This is a genomic window from Frondihabitans cladoniiphilus (assembly GCF_039544345.1).
GTDB lineage: Bacteria > Actinomycetota > Actinomycetes > Actinomycetales > Microbacteriaceae > Frondihabitans > Frondihabitans cladoniiphilus.
Map to the genome: position 1 here is coordinate 12940 of NZ_BAABLM010000011.1, position 14100 is coordinate 27039.

Annotated in this window: 17 protein-coding genes; 7 read left to right on the plus strand and 10 right to left on the minus strand. The window is 71.1% G+C overall.

The genetic code is table 11. The features are described 5' to 3' along the window. Positions 1-107: 107 nt before the first annotated feature. Positions 108-650, minus strand: a complete 543-nt coding sequence (locus ABEA39_RS17215) for a hypothetical protein (protein WP_345377200.1) — start codon at positions 648-650, stop codon at positions 108-110. 138 nt (positions 651-788) lie between these two features. Between ABEA39_RS17215 and ABEA39_RS17220 the strand changes: the two genes are divergently transcribed. The 4 genes from ABEA39_RS17220 (at position 789) to ABEA39_RS17235 (ending at position 4156) form a co-directional block, all read left to right on the plus strand. After that, positions 789-1817, plus strand: coding sequence for a YdcF family protein (locus ABEA39_RS17220; RefSeq protein WP_345377201.1), 1029 nt, complete (start codon positions 789-791; stop codon positions 1815-1817). 91 nt (positions 1818-1908) lie between these two features. Beyond that, positions 1909-3267 (plus strand): 8-oxoguanine deaminase, encoded by a 1359-nt coding sequence (locus tag ABEA39_RS17225; RefSeq protein WP_345377202.1) that lies wholly within the window; start codon positions 1909-1911, stop codon positions 3265-3267. A gap of 41 nt (positions 3268-3308) precedes the next feature. Continuing rightward, the gene (locus ABEA39_RS17230) at positions 3309-3791 is read left to right on the plus strand and encodes a nucleotidyltransferase family protein (RefSeq protein ID WP_345377203.1); all 483 of its coding nucleotides are present in this window, start codon (positions 3309-3311) and stop codon (positions 3789-3791) included. Continuing rightward, entirely contained in the window at positions 3788-4156 is a 369-nt protein-coding gene (locus ABEA39_RS17235) for a HepT-like ribonuclease domain-containing protein (protein WP_345377204.1), read from the plus strand. Before ABEA39_RS17230 ends, ABEA39_RS17235 begins: the two co-directional genes overlap by 4 nt. A 119-nt stretch (positions 4157-4275) precedes the next feature. Here ABEA39_RS17235 and ABEA39_RS17240 read toward each other — a convergent pair whose 3' ends face one another. The 4 genes from ABEA39_RS17240 to ABEA39_RS17255 form a co-directional block, all read right to left on the minus strand. Continuing rightward, entirely contained in the window at positions 4276-7062 is a 2787-nt protein-coding gene (locus ABEA39_RS17240) for a molybdopterin-dependent oxidoreductase (protein WP_345377205.1), read from the minus strand. Beyond that, positions 7059-7871 (minus strand): FAD binding domain-containing protein, encoded by an 813-nt coding sequence (locus tag ABEA39_RS17245; RefSeq protein ID WP_345377206.1) that lies wholly within the window; start codon positions 7869-7871, stop codon positions 7059-7061. Before ABEA39_RS17245 ends, ABEA39_RS17240 begins: the two co-directional genes overlap by 4 nt. A gap of 103 nt (positions 7872-7974) precedes the next feature. After that, the gene (locus ABEA39_RS17250) at positions 7975-8253 is read right to left on the minus strand and encodes a hypothetical protein (RefSeq protein ID WP_345377207.1); all 279 of its coding nucleotides are present in this window, start codon (positions 8251-8253) and stop codon (positions 7975-7977) included. A gap of 40 nt (positions 8254-8293) precedes the next feature. Continuing rightward, positions 8294-8908 (minus strand): nucleotidyltransferase family protein, encoded by a 615-nt coding sequence (locus ABEA39_RS17255; protein WP_345377208.1) that lies wholly within the window; start codon positions 8906-8908, stop codon positions 8294-8296. 68 nt (positions 8909-8976) lie between these two features. Here ABEA39_RS17255 and uraD point away from each other — a divergent pair, with 68 nt between their 5' ends. Together uraD and uraH are read left to right on the plus strand one after the other, a co-directional pair. Continuing rightward, positions 8977-9507 carry a 2-oxo-4-hydroxy-4-carboxy-5-ureidoimidazoline decarboxylase gene (uraD, locus tag ABEA39_RS17260; RefSeq protein WP_345377209.1) on the plus strand — a complete coding sequence of 177 codons (531 nt, stop codon included), beginning with the start codon at positions 8977-8979 and terminating at the stop codon, positions 9505-9507. Next, positions 9504-9830: a hydroxyisourate hydrolase gene (uraH, locus tag ABEA39_RS17265; protein WP_345377210.1), complete on the plus strand. Its 327-nt coding sequence runs from the start codon at positions 9504-9506 to the stop codon at positions 9828-9830. The genes uraD and uraH overlap by 4 nt, the downstream gene beginning before the upstream one ends. 142 nt (positions 9831-9972) lie before the next feature. Here uraH and ABEA39_RS17270 read toward each other — a convergent pair whose 3' ends face one another. The 3 genes from ABEA39_RS17270 to ABEA39_RS17280 form a co-directional block, all read right to left on the minus strand. Further along, positions 9973-10503, minus strand: a complete 531-nt coding sequence (locus ABEA39_RS17270; protein WP_425556996.1) for a nucleoside deaminase — start codon at positions 10501-10503, stop codon at positions 9973-9975. Between the two features lie 5 nt (positions 10504-10508). After that, positions 10509-11402 carry a factor-independent urate hydroxylase gene (gene pucL, locus ABEA39_RS17275; RefSeq protein WP_345377211.1) on the minus strand — a complete coding sequence of 298 codons (894 nt, stop codon included), beginning with the start codon at positions 11400-11402 and terminating at the stop codon, positions 10509-10511. A 133-nt stretch (positions 11403-11535) separates the two neighbouring features. Further along, positions 11536-12456: an SDR family NAD(P)-dependent oxidoreductase gene (locus ABEA39_RS17280; RefSeq protein ID WP_345377212.1), complete on the minus strand. Its 921-nt coding sequence runs from the start codon at positions 12454-12456 to the stop codon at positions 11536-11538. 103 nt (positions 12457-12559) lie between these two features. Between ABEA39_RS17280 and ABEA39_RS17285 the strand changes: the two genes are divergently transcribed. Next, the gene (locus ABEA39_RS17285) at positions 12560-13129 is read left to right on the plus strand and encodes a TetR family transcriptional regulator (RefSeq protein WP_345377213.1); all 570 of its coding nucleotides are present in this window, start codon (positions 12560-12562) and stop codon (positions 13127-13129) included. Between the two features lie 149 nt (positions 13130-13278). On the opposite strand, the gene ABEA39_RS17290 is transcribed toward ABEA39_RS17285, so the two are convergent. After that, positions 13279-13671 carry a CrcB family protein gene (locus ABEA39_RS17290; protein WP_345377214.1) on the minus strand — a complete coding sequence of 131 codons (393 nt, stop codon included), beginning with the start codon at positions 13669-13671 and terminating at the stop codon, positions 13279-13281. After that, positions 13668-14093, minus strand: coding sequence for a fluoride efflux transporter FluC (locus ABEA39_RS17295; protein WP_345377215.1), 426 nt, complete (start codon positions 14091-14093; stop codon positions 13668-13670). The genes ABEA39_RS17290 and ABEA39_RS17295 overlap by 4 nt, the downstream gene beginning before the upstream one ends. Positions 14094-14100: the final 7 nt, after the last annotated feature.

Below are 14100 nucleotides of genomic sequence, written 5' to 3' on the forward strand. Positions count from 1 at the left end.
CTCGTGTGACCTTCCACTCGGCGACGCCGCTCCATCCACCCGGCGACGCCGCTCCATCCACCCGGCGACGCCGCTCCCTCGAGACGGCCGCTCCTTCGAGACAGCGCCTACTTCGTCACAGCCGCATCGACCACGCGCGTCGCGACGGCGTCGTCGAAGCCGGAGGCCCCGAAGTTGCGGACCGTGATCGTCGTGTTGGTCTTGGGGGTGTCGACGCTGACCACGCGGTTCGGCGAGTCCGTGCTGTCGGCGACCGAGTAGACGACGCCCGAGAGGCCGTCGACGTGGGTGTCGGGGATGATCGACACGGCCGAGTTGCCCTCGAGGAACGACTTGTCGACGCTGCCGTCGGTCGAGGGAGTGGTCGAGACGAGCAGCGACTTCTGCTTCAGCGGGTCACTCTGCTTGGCGTCGTGCCATTCGCAGGTGAAGTCGGTGGCGCCGGTGCTCGAGGACGACACGAGCTCGAGGCCCTTCAGGGTCGACGAGAGCTTCGAGCCGAGCGAGGTGCAGACGGCGGCGGTCGACGCGGAAGGGGAGGCCGAGCCGGACGCGGAGGACGAGGAGCCGCCCGCGCCGGAGCAGGCGGTGAGAGCGAGAGCGGAGACGGCGACGAGGCCGACGAGGGATGCACGGAACAGAGATTTCACGGAAGGAAAGCCTACGAGGCCGCGCCTGACCAGCCACCGGGTGTCGTGCATCCCCCGTTTCCGGGCGCCTCGTGCACCGGCGCGCCAGCCGCTCCGCGCATCGACGTGCCTCACCGCTCGTTCCGCTACCGTGGCGGCATGGGTGGCTTCGGGGTGGCCGTGGTGTTCGGCGTGGCGGTCGTCTTCGGGGCGCTGTACCTGGTCTTCCGGGCGCGCGATCGGCGGCTGCTGCGCAACGGCCTGTTCCTCGTGGCGGCGGCCTTTTTCCTCGTCGCCGGCGTGCTGCTCCTCGTGACGCGATCGACGGCGGCCGGCCCGGTCGTCGTGGGTGTGATCCTCTTCGGCGCCCCGGTGGCCGTCGTGGTGCTGGGCGTCTTCCTCCTCGCGAACGGCGTGACCATGTTCCGCCGGGAGGGCCGCAGCCTCGGCAACCTCCTGTCGTTCCTGCTCGGCCTGGCGATCTTCGTGGTGCCGGTCGTGCTCTCGCTCATCGCGCGGCACGCGGGCCTCGTCGGCGTGGCCGTGCTGGCGCTAGCGTTCTTCCTGGCCAGCTATTTCGGAGTCGCTTTCGTCGTCTTCCTGGTCTATTCGCTCGTCTACGGCAGGACGCACCACCGCAGCCGACCGGAGGCCCTCGTCGTCCTCGGCTCCCAGATCGTCGACGGTCGCGTGCCGCCGCTGCTCCGGAGCCGTCTCGACCGAGCGCTGAGGGCCTACCGCTCGGCGCCGTTCGATGCGCCGCGGCCCCTGCTGATCCCGAGCGGCGGGCGGGGCTCCGACGAGTCGCGCCCCGAGGGGGAGGCCATGGCCGAGTACCTCGTCGCGAACGGCGCCGATCCCGCCGACGTCCGCCCGGAGCTCGAGGCCCGGACGACCCGCGAGAACCTCCTGCTCTCCCACCGGATCCAGGAGGCCGCTGGTCGGCCCGGCCCGGCCCTCGTGGTGACCAACGACTACCACGTGCTGCGGTCGGCGATGCTCGCACGCTCGCTCGATCTCGACGCCCAGGCGGTCGGGTCGCCGACGGCCCGCTACTACGTGCCCAGCGCCTTCCTGCGCGAGTTCGTCGCCGTCCTCTCCGAGCACCGCCGCCTCCACGTCCTCGCCTGTCTCCCGTTCGTCGCTCTCACCGCCGTCTTCGTGACGGCCGTGGCGCTCTCCTCCTGAACCCGTCGGGGCAGCGAGAAGGTGGGATGCCCGGCCCCCCGCCTCTCGTCCGCGAAACGTCGGCGAAATCCCGCCGTGGCACCCTGAGACCATGACCCGCACCCTGATCGAAGGCGCTCACGTCGCCACCGTCGACGCCCGTGACACCGAGTACGACGGCGGGCACGTGCTGATCGAGGGGACGCGCATCCTCGCCACGGGTCCTGGCTCGGCGCCCGCCGCTCTGCGCGAGGGCGCCACGGTGATCGACGGCCGCGGCCACTTGCTGACTCCGGGGCTCGTCAACACGCACCACCACCTCTACCAGTGGCTCACCCGAGGATTCGCGCAGGACAGCATCCTGTTCGACTGGCTCGTCGCGCTGTACCCGGCCTGGTCGCGTATCGACGCCGATCTCGTGCGGGACGGAGCTGCGGGGGCTCTCGCGACCCTGGCGAAGTCGGGCTGCACGACCGTGTCCGACCACCACTACGTGTTCCCGCAGGGCGGCGGCGACATCGTCGGCGGACTGATCGAAGCGGCGGGTGGGATCGGCCTGCGTCTCGACGTCGCGCGCGGGTCGATGGACCTCGGCTCTTCGCAGGGCGGACTCCCCCCGGACTTCGCGGTCGAATCGCTCGACGGGGCGCTCGCCGGATCGCAGTGGGCGGTCGAGACCTACAATGACGCGTCGTTCGACTCCATGGTGCGGATCGCCGTCGCGCCCTGCTCGCCGTTCAGTGTGACTTCGGACCTGCTCCGGGAGGCGGCCACGCTCGCCCGCGGTCTCGGCGTGCGCCTGCACACCCACGGCTCGGAGACCGCCGAGGAGGAGGCCTTCTGCCTCGAGCGCTTCGGCCAGAAGCCGACCGACTACCTGGAGGGGCTCGGCTGGCTGGGCGACGACGTCTGGATGGCGCACTGCGTGCACCTCGACGACGACTCGATCGCGCGCTTCGCAGCCACCGGGACGGGCGTGGCCCACTGCCCGTCGTCGAACGGACGTCTCGCCGCCGGCATCGCGCCGATCCCCGAACTGCTGCGGGCCGGAGTGCCGGTCGGACTCGGTGTCGACGGAGCGGCCTCGAACGAGTCGGGGCAGCTCGGCACGGAGCTGCGCAACTCGCTGCTCGTCAACCGTCTCCGCTCGGGCGCCGATCAGCTGAGCGGCCGTCAGGCGCTGCGCATGGCGACCTACGGCGGGGCCCAGGTGCTCGGCCGGACGGCGGAGATCGGCTCGATCGAGGTCGGCAAGCTCGCCGACCTGGCTCTCTGGCGGATCGACGGGGTCGAGCACGCCGGCATCGCCGACCCGGTGGCTGCGCTGACGCTCGGCGGGCTGCCGACGCTGACGCGACTGTTCGTGAACGGCGAGGTCGTCGTGCACGAGGGGCACCTGGCGCGGGCTTCCGAGCCCGACATCGCGCGCGGTGTCGCTGCGGCGTCGTCGGCGCTGGCCGCCCGCCTCTGAAGTTTCTGTACAGAAATCTGTACATCTTTTAGACTGTCGGCATGACTCTCGATTCCGTGGTGTCCCCGGTCGCCGAGGTCCGCGCCGGCCTCTCCCAGATCCTCGCCGGGTTCCGCGCCGACCCCGATTCGGCGAGCCCTGTGATCCTGGGTGCGCACCGTCGCCCCGAGGCCGTTCTCATCCCGTTCGTCCTGTTCGATCGCCGGTACTCGGCCGTCCCCGTCGTGCCGGCGCCGAGCATCCTCGATGTCGTCTCCGCGAAGAGGGCGCTGATCAGGCGGCTCGCCGCCCTGAATCACGTCGGCGCTCTGGCGGTCTTCGGCTCGGTGGCGCGTCGAGAGGAACGGCCCGACAGCGACGTCGACTTCCTCGTCGACCCCGACGACGATGCGACGCTGTTCGACCTCGCGCAGCTGGAGATCGACCTCGAAGCACTGCTCGATCGCCCGGTCGACGTCGTCTCACGGCGGTCACTCGACGCCGAGCGCGACCGAGGCATCCTGACCGAGGCGTTGCCGCTGTGAGTCCCGAGTCGCGAGATCGGTGCGAGCGGTGGCTGACCGATCTCGCGGCCACACTCGAACGAGCGGCGGATCTCGTGGCCCGCGGCGAGGAGGCCTTCCGAGCCGACGAGGCGCTGCCACTCGCGTTCGAGGCGCTGGCCAACCGAGTCGGTGACCTCGCCAAACGGCTGACGGCCGCGGCGCCCGGCGAATTCACCGAGCCCGTTTGGTCGCAGGCGGCCCGAAACCGCGATTTCGTCGTGCACCACTACGACCGACTCGACACCCATGCCCTGTGGAACACCGTCGCCACTGCGTTCCCACAGCTGCACGCGGTCGTCCTCGCGCACCTTGCGCGCCGCGCGCACCTCGCTCGCCGCTCCTGAGCCCGGGCACTCGAATACCGCTGAACGGCGCAGACCACCCGCCGCGGACAGGTGTTCCCGCCGCATGGGTGTGTTCGAGCCGCACGGGTGTTCGTGCCGCGTGGCCGAGCACAGGGCAACTACTGCAGCAGCCGCCACAGGCGATCCCGCGACATCGGCAGCTCGTGCGGGCGCACACCGAGGGCGTCCCGGATCGCGTTGGCCAGCGCCGGCGCCACCGGGTTGTAGGGCGCCTCGCTCATGCTCTTCGCCCCGAGCGGCCCGAGGTCGTCGTGCGTCTCGGCGAAGTGCACTTCGGTGACCGGGAGATCGGAGAACTTCGGCACCCGGTACCCGCGGAACGCCGGGGTGAGGACCGTGCCGGCCCCGTCGAGCATGACCTCCTCGTACAGGGACGTCCCGATCGCCTGCCCCGTGCCTCCCTCGACCTGGCCTCTCAGCTGTTCGGGGTTCAGCACCGTGCCGGCGTCCGCCGCCTGGATCGAGCGGAGGATGCGCACCTCACCCGTCCCGCGGTCGACCGCGACCCGGAACGCATGCACGTTGAACGCGACGGTGCGAGGCGTCCCGTCGTGGCTGCCGTCCGCCACCATCGGGCCGGCCGCGAGCAGTTCGGCGGCCGTGACCAGCCGTGCGTCCCCCCAGCGCCCTGCCGGCACGAGCACACCACCGGGCACCACCTCGCCGACCACGGCCAGAGACGAAGCCGGGGCCGCGGGATCCTGGTCCACCGCCCCCACGCCCGTCACGATCGCCGCAGCCCGAGCGAGCATCGCGGCCCGGAGCTTGTGCGCCGCGGCGTGCAGCGCCTTCCCCGCAACGACGACCCCGGCGGACCCGTAGGCCCCGGTGTCGTAGCGCGCGACGTCGGTGTCCGACTGCCGGATCGTGATGCGGTCCGTGGTCGTACCGAGGACGGTGGCGACGAGCTGACCGTGCACGGTGGTCGTGCCGTTGCCGAACTCGGCCGTTCCGACGCCGATCGAGTAGCTGCCGTCCACCTCGAGTCCGACGGTGGTGTCGGCGAAGTGCCCTCGCGGGGGGATGGACGCGATCATCGCCAGCGCCATGCCGGTGCCGAAGGCCCACTGCTCGCCGACCGGGGGCACGGGGGTGCCGAGCGGGCCGTCGAGGCTCGCGGGCGGCGGTGACTTCAGCGCGGTCTCGACCAGGTCGAGGCACTGGTCGAGCCCGTAGCTGCCGTAGATCAGGTCCGACTCCTCGTGCGGATCGACGACGACCATCGCATCACCGGGCTTCACGACGTTGCGGCGGCGGAACTCGAACGGGTCGATGCCGAGCTTCCGCGCGAGTTCGTCGAGGGCGCTCTCGACCGCGAAGATCACCTGCCCGAGGCCGTAGCCACGGAAGGCGCCCGACGGGAGGTTGTTCGTGTAGACGGACTCGGCATCCACCCGCTTGTTCGGGGCGTTGTAGACGCTGATCGACTCGTGCACGCTGTGGAACATCACGCCGACGCCGTGGTTGCCGTAGGCGCCGGTGTCCATCAGCTCGTCGACGGCGAGAGCGGTGAGGACGCCATCCGCAGTGGCTCCGACGCGGACGCCGACGCGCATCGGGTGCCGAGGTGGCGCGATGGTGAACTCGTCCTCGCGGGTGAACTCGTACTGCACGGGCCGGCCGAGCTTCAGGACGGCGAGGGTGACGAGGTCTTCGGTCAGCAGCTCCTGCTTGCCCCCGAAGCCACCACCCACTCGCGCGGCGAACACCCGCACCCGATCTTCGGGAAGGCCGAAGATGTGGCAGAGCTCGCTCCGCACGAGGAAGGGCACCTGCGTCGAGGTGCGGACCACGAGCCGGCCGTCGTCGTCGAGCCAAGCGCGGGCGGCGTGGGTCTCGAGCGCGGCGTGGTTGACGCGCTGCGTCTGCCAGGTGCCCTCCACCGTGGCTGCGCTGGCCGCCAGGGCCGCGTCGACGTCGCCGGTCTCGCCGTGCATCTGCGCGACGACGTTGCGGCCCGGCTCGGAGATGCGCGACTCGGGCCCTTTCTCGCCATGCAGGAGGGGTGCGCCGGGCTCGCGGGCGAGAGCCGGGTCGAAGACGGCGGGCAGCTCCTCGTACTCGACCTCGATCAGCGCGAGCGCGAGTTCGGCCAGCCGGACCGAGTCGGCCACGACCGCTGCGACGCGCTGACCTCGGAACCGCATCACGGTGTCGAGGATCCGGGTGTCGTCGGGGTCGTCGTTGCGGTCCTCGTGCCGCCCGGTGGAGAACAGCAGGTCGGGAACGTCCTCGTGGGTGAAGACGGCGTGCACGCCGTCGGCCGCCCGAGCGGCGGTCGCGTCGATCGAGAGGATGCGCGCCGAGGCATACGGGCTCTTCAGCACGGCGAGGTGGAGCAGCTTGGTGGGGGTGCGGAAGTCGAGCGTGTACTCCTCGCGACCGGTCACCACGCGCATCCCCGCGGGTGCCTTGACGGACCGCCCGGCTGCTTCGCCCGCTGCCGGCGTCTCCGTGTTGGTCACGCCGCAGATCGCGTCGCGGATCGAGCGGTAGCCGGTGCAGCGGCAGAGGTTGCCCTTCAGGAGGCGGGGGAGGTCGTCCTTGTCCTCCTCGGTGAAGGTCGAAGCGGTGACCACCATGCCGGCGGTGCAGAAGCCGCACTGGAGGCCCGCGGCGTCCGAGAAGGCCTGCTGCATCGGGTGCGGATGCTCGGGGGTGCCGAGACCGCGGACCGTGGTCACCTGCGTGCCCTCGAGTCGGTGTGCCGGGTAGATGCAGGAGTGGACGGGCTGACCGTCGACCAGGACGGAGCAGGCCCCGCAGTCGCCGGCGTCGCAGCCCTTCTTCACCTCGAAGTGGTCGTGCTCGCGGAGCAGCGTGCGCAGCACCTGTCCCGGGGCGACGGCGGTCTCGACGGTCTCGCCGTTGACCTCGAACTTCATGCGGCGCTCCCTTCGAGCTCGCCCCGGATCTCCTCGCCGAACAGGGTCGACACCGCGCGCCGCCAGTCCGGGGCTCCGTGCGGGTCGTCGTACCACTCCTGTATGCCGTCGAAGGCATGCTTTAGTGCGGCTGCCGAGGGGGCTTCGTCGAAGCGGAACTGGACGGGCGCCGGCGTGGCGGCGGTGACCGTGTAGACGTGCTCGCCGCTCGGATCGACGCGGCCGATGACGAGGGCGCCGGAACGCCCGAGGTTCGACAGCGCGATGCGGCGGAACGCGAACTGGGACGAGAGGCTGGCGACCGGCACCTCGAGGGCGCGCAGCACTTCGCCGGGTCGGAGGTCGGTCTGGCGGACGCCTCGGACGAACGTCGCCACGGGCATCGTGCGCGCCTCGCCTTCCGGCCCCCAGATCACGGCGGTCGCGTCGAGGGCAGCCATCAGCGAGGTCATGGCGCCGGCGGGGAGGGCGGTGGCGACGTTGCCGCCGACGGTCGCGACGTTCCATATCTTGAACGAGGCCAGCAGCGAGTTCGCGCAGAGAGAGAGCAGGGGATGCGCGTGCCACCCCGCCTGCGCGGGCAGGAGCGTGAGGTCCCGGATCGTGCAGGTCGCTGCGATCGTGAGGGTCTCCGCCGTGACCGTCAGGGGCTCCCAGCCGAGTGCGGTCAGATCGACGAGACCGGTGAGCCCGGGCTGCCGTTCGGAGAAGAGCCAGGTGCCGCCGCCGAGGGGCTGCTCGCCCGGCGCGAAGACGATCTCGCTCCGGTCGCGCGGCATCCGGATCTCGCGCACGCTGATGAGGTCCATGGTGCCGTCGAGTCAACCTCATGCGTGTTTCGGGCGTGTGTCGCCTCGCCGCGCTCGCGCCCTACCCCGGCCGTCGCCAGCCCTCTGGAGGCCTCGCCGCCCCTCAGCGGCGCGCGATGAACAGCACGACGATCGCGACGATGATCGGAACCAGCAGAAGGAACGTGATCGGCGGTGCATGCCTGGTCTGCGCGGCCTTGCCCCGCATGATCAGCGAGAGCCCGAGCATGAGGGGGATGAGCGACAGCTTGCGTTCCTCGATGACGAGCCAGAGTGACAGCAGGCCCAATGCCAGCGCGGCGGCGCAGCGGACGTGGACGCTGTCGATCCTCCGCCGTCTGCGCTCTGGATCATTGATTTCTCCGGGATCGGATTTGCTCATTTATATATCGTATCCCGAAGAGGGTTGTGGTGGATCTCACTCAGCCGGGCGACACATCCACATCCGCCCCGTGCCAGAGGTCGCCGCACTCCACCTCGACCGCCCCGTGCGCCACGAGATACGGCCTCGCCCCGCGATCGCCGGTGAGCGACGCCACAAGCGCCGGCCAGTGGTTGCGACCGATGAGCGTGGGATGCCCGGGCCGCCCCTCGAACACCGCCTGACGCAGCGCGCTCCTGAGTCCGGCAGGCACGCCCGGGCCGCTGACGCCTTGAGCGGCCGACTCCAGCGTCCCCGACCCGACCACCCGCGCCCCCACCGCCGCCGGCAGGCCCGGCAGGTCGACGAGGGTGAGGAGCACGGCGTCCGCGGCGGGTTCCGCGGAGGCCACTGCGGCCAGCCCCGCGCGCAGGGAGGCGGCCATGCCGGAGTGCCAGTCGACGGCCTCGACCACGTGCGCGTCGGCGGGGACGAGCTCGCGTGCCTCGACGGCGGAGGCGCCGAGGACGACGGTGACCTGCGTGCATCCCACGCTCTCGAGCAGTGCGACGGCGGACGCCACCCACGGCACGCCGCCGGCGTCGCGCACCAGCGCCTTGGGTCGGCCGTACCGGCTGCCGGCGCCGGCGGCCAGGACGAGCCCCGCGAGAATCATGCCTCCTGTCTAGCGCCTCGGCAGTCGAACCGCGTCGGGGCGCAGGGCCGCTCGGTAGGGTGAACCGCATGATCGACGTCACCGACTCCGACCTCCGCGAGGGCCTCGCCGCCAGCCTCCACGTCCAGCGCTGGGTGGACGAGGTCGCATCGGCCGCCCCCTTCGACTCGTTCGAGTCGCTGCGGCAGAAGTCTCACGACGCGGCCACCCCGCTCAGCCCGGAGGAGATCGACGAAGCCCTGGCCTCGCATCCCCGGATCGGCGAGAGGCCCGTCGGCCAGGGGCAGGCCCAGGCGTTCAGCACCGCCGAGCAGCAGGCGCCCGACGTCGAAGACCAGCACCTGGCCAAGGCGCTCGCCGAGGGCAACGCCACTTATGAGAAGCGGTTCGGGCGGGTGTTCCTCATCCGCGCCGCGGGGCGTTCGCGGGCCGAGATCGTCGCCGAGCTCGACCGGCGACTCGTGCTCGACGACGCCTCCGAACTCGAGCTCGTCGGGCAGGAGCTTCGCGACATCGCTCTGCTCCGCCTCGAGAAGCTGTACGGGCCGGCGGCTGCGGCCGGGGTCGCGGGGGTCTCCGAGACGGGGGCCTCCGCATGAGCCACGTCACCACTCACGTCCTCGACGCGGCTGCCGGTCGCCCCGCGGTCGCGGTCTCGGTCGAGCTGCAGGATGCCCGGGGCACCGTCCTCGGCACCGGCACCACCAACTCCGACGGACGTGTCCCCGAGCTCGGCCCCGAGACGCTCCCCGTGGGCGCCTACCGCCTCGTCTTCGACACCGGCACGTACTTCGCGCGGACCTCGACGCCGACCTTCTACCCCCGGGTGACGCTCGACTTCGATCTGGCCGACGCCGCCGCGCACTATCACGTGCCGCTCCTGCTCAGCCCCTTCGCGTACTCGACGTACCGCGGGAGCTGAGCCGGGCATCCCCCGCTTGCCCTGCCTGCCCTGCCCTTTGCCCCTGGTCGCAAATGTCGAGCGATCCGCCGCACCGCCCCCGCGGTTGCGGGCCTCGGATGGGCGCGCGGCCCGAATCGCTCGCGATTTGCGCCGGTGACCGCTAGTAGTCCGTCCGCGCCTCCGCGGCCAGCCACGCGTCGAACGGGGCCGACGCGTCGGACGGGCGCAGGGTGTCGACGGGGAGCTCCCAGGTCGAGCGGTCGCGCGCGAACAGCTCGTAGAACTCGAGGTCGTCGAAGCCTCCGCGGGCGGCATCGTGCCGGTCGGCAGCGAACACGACCCGGTCGACCCGCGACCAGAGAGCGGCCGACAGGCACAGCGGGCACGGCTCGCACGAGGTGTAGAGCACGGCGCCGGCCAGCGAGAAGGAGCCCTCGACCTGGCAGGCCGCACGGATCGCGACCACCTCGGCGTGCGCGGTCGGATCGAGGTCGCGCGTCACGCGGTTCTGCCCGGTCGCGACGACCACGCCGTCACGGACGATGAGCGCACCGAAGGGTCCGCCGCCGTCACCCACGTTGTCGACGGCCAGCGCGATCGCCTGCGCCAGGAAGCCGGCATCCGCAGAAGCAGAAGCAGAAGCAGAAGCAGAAGCAGAAGCAGAAGCACCCGAACCCGTCACCTCACCCACCCCCCTCACGCCAGCCCCGCCGCAGCGCGCCACGCTTCGTTCGCCGGCGGCGCGTCGTCGCGGATCAGCGCTGCCTCGATCAGCCCGTACGGCCGGTCGGCGGCCCAGAAGACCTCGCCCTTGTTCTCGATGCCGAAGCGGCCGATGTCGTAGTCGAAGTGGTGCTTGTTCGGGGCCTTGAGCCGTACCTCGCAGATCGACGGGATCGCTTCCAGCACAGCGGTGCCCATGTGCCACAGCGTCTGCTGGAGGGCGAGCGACTGCAGCGTCGCGAACTCCTTTACCATCAGCTTCTTGACCTCGACGTAGACGGCCTCCCAGTCGACGTCGGTCGTCGAGAAGCGCCACTTGGCCTCGAGGGCGGTGGCCATGACGCGGTCGTGGGTCTCGGGCAGGGTCGTGAACTCGTCCTTCAAGAAGCCGAAGAACTCCGACCCGGTCGACTTCAGCAGCACCAGGTCTTTGAGCCCGCCGATCACGTACTCGCCGGTCTGGTCGACGGTGATCGCGGCGGTGCGCACCTCCTGCCCCTTCCGGAGCCAGGTGTGGTCGTGCTCGCTGCCGTCGACGATCGCGCGCTCCCAGGCGTACTCCTCGATCTCGATGCGAGCACCCTCGACGGGATCGACGTCGCCGACGAAGTGCCGCGCCAGGTCGAGTCCGAACGACTCGATGGACTCGACGCCCTTCGACTTCGCGAACGCGTACGCCGTGTTCTTCTGCGTGTCGGTGGGCAGCACGTTCGACTGGTCGCCCTCGAGGTAGGCGGCGTCCCACGGTCCGCGCAGGGCCGTCGAGACGTTGATGTCGTGGATCTCGTGCCGGGGCTGGTCGCGGTAGATGCGCACGAGGCGCGACTCCGCCTTCCCGTACTGGTGGTCGCCGAGGATGATTGCCATGCTGCGCAGTCTGCCAGCGCTTTGTATCGGCAGTGTTTCGGGGCGGCGGGAGCGGCCGTCCTGCAGACCGGTGAACCCCCGGGGCCGTGGGATGCACGGGCCGACGCCGTCCGAGACGCCGGCCCGCACGCCCTCACGCCTCCCGGCCGGCGCCCAGCGGGTCGAGGTGTTCGGCCGTCGCGTCGTCGGCGTCCGTCGACACGCTGAGGTCGCGCCAGGCGGCGTCCGACGCGGCCAGCGCCTCGGCGTTCATCCCGGAGTAGAGCACGGCGTCGCTCCCCGACAGCAGGCGCACCGGCGGGTTCTCGAGGGACGCCACCGTCAGCACGAGCTGCGCCACTTTCGCGGGGTCGCTCGCGGCGAGGGACTCCCCGTCGTGCAGCACGGCCATCGCGCCGACCGTCTCCTCGTAGCCGGGCGTGACCGGGGCGAGTGTCATCGACGAGCCGGCCCAGTCGGTCCGCATGCCGCCGGGCTCGATGGCGGTGGCGAACAGCCCGAGGGGAGCGATCTCCTTGGCCAGCACCTCGGTGAACCCGCCGACGGCCCACTTCGCCGACTGGTAGGCGCTGAGCCCGGGAGTGGAGGAGCGCCCGCCGACCGAGGAGATCTGGATGATCCGCCCCGAGCCCTGCCGACGCAGGAGCGGCAGGACGGCCTTCGTGACCGTGATCACGCCGAACAGGTTCGTGTCGATCTGCCGACGGAACGACTCGAGCGTCGTGTCTTCGACGCTGCCGAGGTCGGCGTACCCGGCGTTGTTCACCAGCACGTCGATGCGGCCGAACCGCTCGAGGGTTGCGGCGACGGCGGCCTGCGCGGCGGCGTCGTCGGTCACGTCCAGGGCGAGGGCGAGAACGCGGTCGGGATGCGCGGCCACGAGATCGTCGAGCGTGCGCGGGTCGCGAGCCGTCGCCGCGACGCGATGTCCGGCGGCCAGAGCGGCCTCGGCGAGGGAGCGTCCGAGCCCCCGCGACGAGCCGGTCACGAACCAGACGGAGCCGGCGGCGGACGACTCGGAGCCGGCCGTGACGGTGGATGGGGATGCGGTCATGATGTCCTCCTAAATGAACACTCATTCAATAACACGAGTAGAGCATCCCGCCGTCTCGCTGTCAAATGAATGTCCACTCAATAGCGCCGGTAGGATGGACGCCATGCGCACCAGGGATCCCGAGGCCAAACGCCGTCTGCTGCTCGAGGCGGCGACCTCGGAGTTCGCCGCCTACGGCATCGCCGGCGCCCGGGTCGATCGGATCGCCCAGGCCGCCGGGGTCAGCGCGGGCCTCGTCTACACGTACTTCGGCAGCAAGGACGACCTGTTCGACGCGGTCTTCGACGAGATCGTGGCGCGGACGATGAACGACGTGCCGATCACCGTCGACGACCTGCCGGAGTACGCCGGGCGCCTGTTCGACGGGTACCGGACCTACCCGGAGATCCAGCGGATCGCGAGCTGGCACCGCCTCGAACGGTCGACGTCCACTGGGCTCATCGCCGCGATCACCGCCAGCATGGAGCACAAGGTCGAGGCGCTCGAGCAGGCGCAGGAGGCCGGGATCGTGCCCACGTCGTTCGCGGCCATCGACCTGCTGACGCTCCTGCTCGCCCTCACCGGCGTCTGGGCGTCGGCCGAGCCCGAACTCAAGGCCCTGACTGCCGAGCACGACGAGGCCCGGAGGCGCGCGGTCGTCGTGGCCGCGGTCGCCGCGCTGCTCGCCGCCTGAGGCCCCTCCGAGCCCCTCTCTCTCGCCACTGTCGCAAATCGCGAGCGATTCGCCGGGGCGACCCCGTCAATCCGGGGGTGCCGACGCCGTGTCGCCCGAATCGCTCGACATTTGCGAAAGGGAGAAGACGGAGAAGAGTGCGGGCGGCGTCAGAGGGAGCTGCCCAGCCACAGGCCAAGGGAAGCCGCCGCGACCGCGACCACGAGCATCCCCAGGCCGGTGACAAGGGATGCACGGACCCTGCCCTCGAGCGCCAACCGCACCGTCTCGACGCTCGCCGTGCTGAACGTCGTGTAGCCGCCCATCAGCCCGCCGCCCAGCACCAGCACCCAGTCGTTCGAGAGCCCGGCACCGGCGGCCAGACCGGTCAGCAGTCCGAGCCCGAACGACCCGGTGGCGTTGATCACCGACGTCGCGAGAGGCAGAGGAGCGGAACGGGGGATGCGCAGCCTCCCTTTCACGACACCGTCCACGAAGAAGCGCAGCGCCGAGCCGAGCCCGCCCGCCACGACGATGCCCGCCCAGACGAGTGGTCCCGTCACGATCGGTGCCCCGCGTCCCCGCGACGCACGCGTGCGGCCAGCAGCACTCCGCCGAGCGCCGCCCCGAACCCGAGGACGACCGTGGCGAGCGCATAGGCGACACCGACCAGGGGAGCAGCGGTCAGCAGTTGAGCCGTGCTCGTCGCGAGTGCACTGTAGGTGGTGAAGCCGCCGATCACCCCGGTTCCGACGAGGAGGCGCGTGGTGCGTCGACCGCCCTCGTCGGGCCCTCGCCGGGCGAGCCGCTCGAGGAGCAGCCCGAGCGCGAACGAGCCGACGAGGTTGATGACGAAGACGGTGACGGGGAACGTGCCGTGCGGAGCGGGGAAGGCGAGCGACAGGCCCTCCCGCAGAGCGGTCCCGGCAGCGCCCCCGAGCGCCACGAGCAGCAGCAGCCGGGGCTGCAGGTGGGCGGGTCGCATGCCCCGA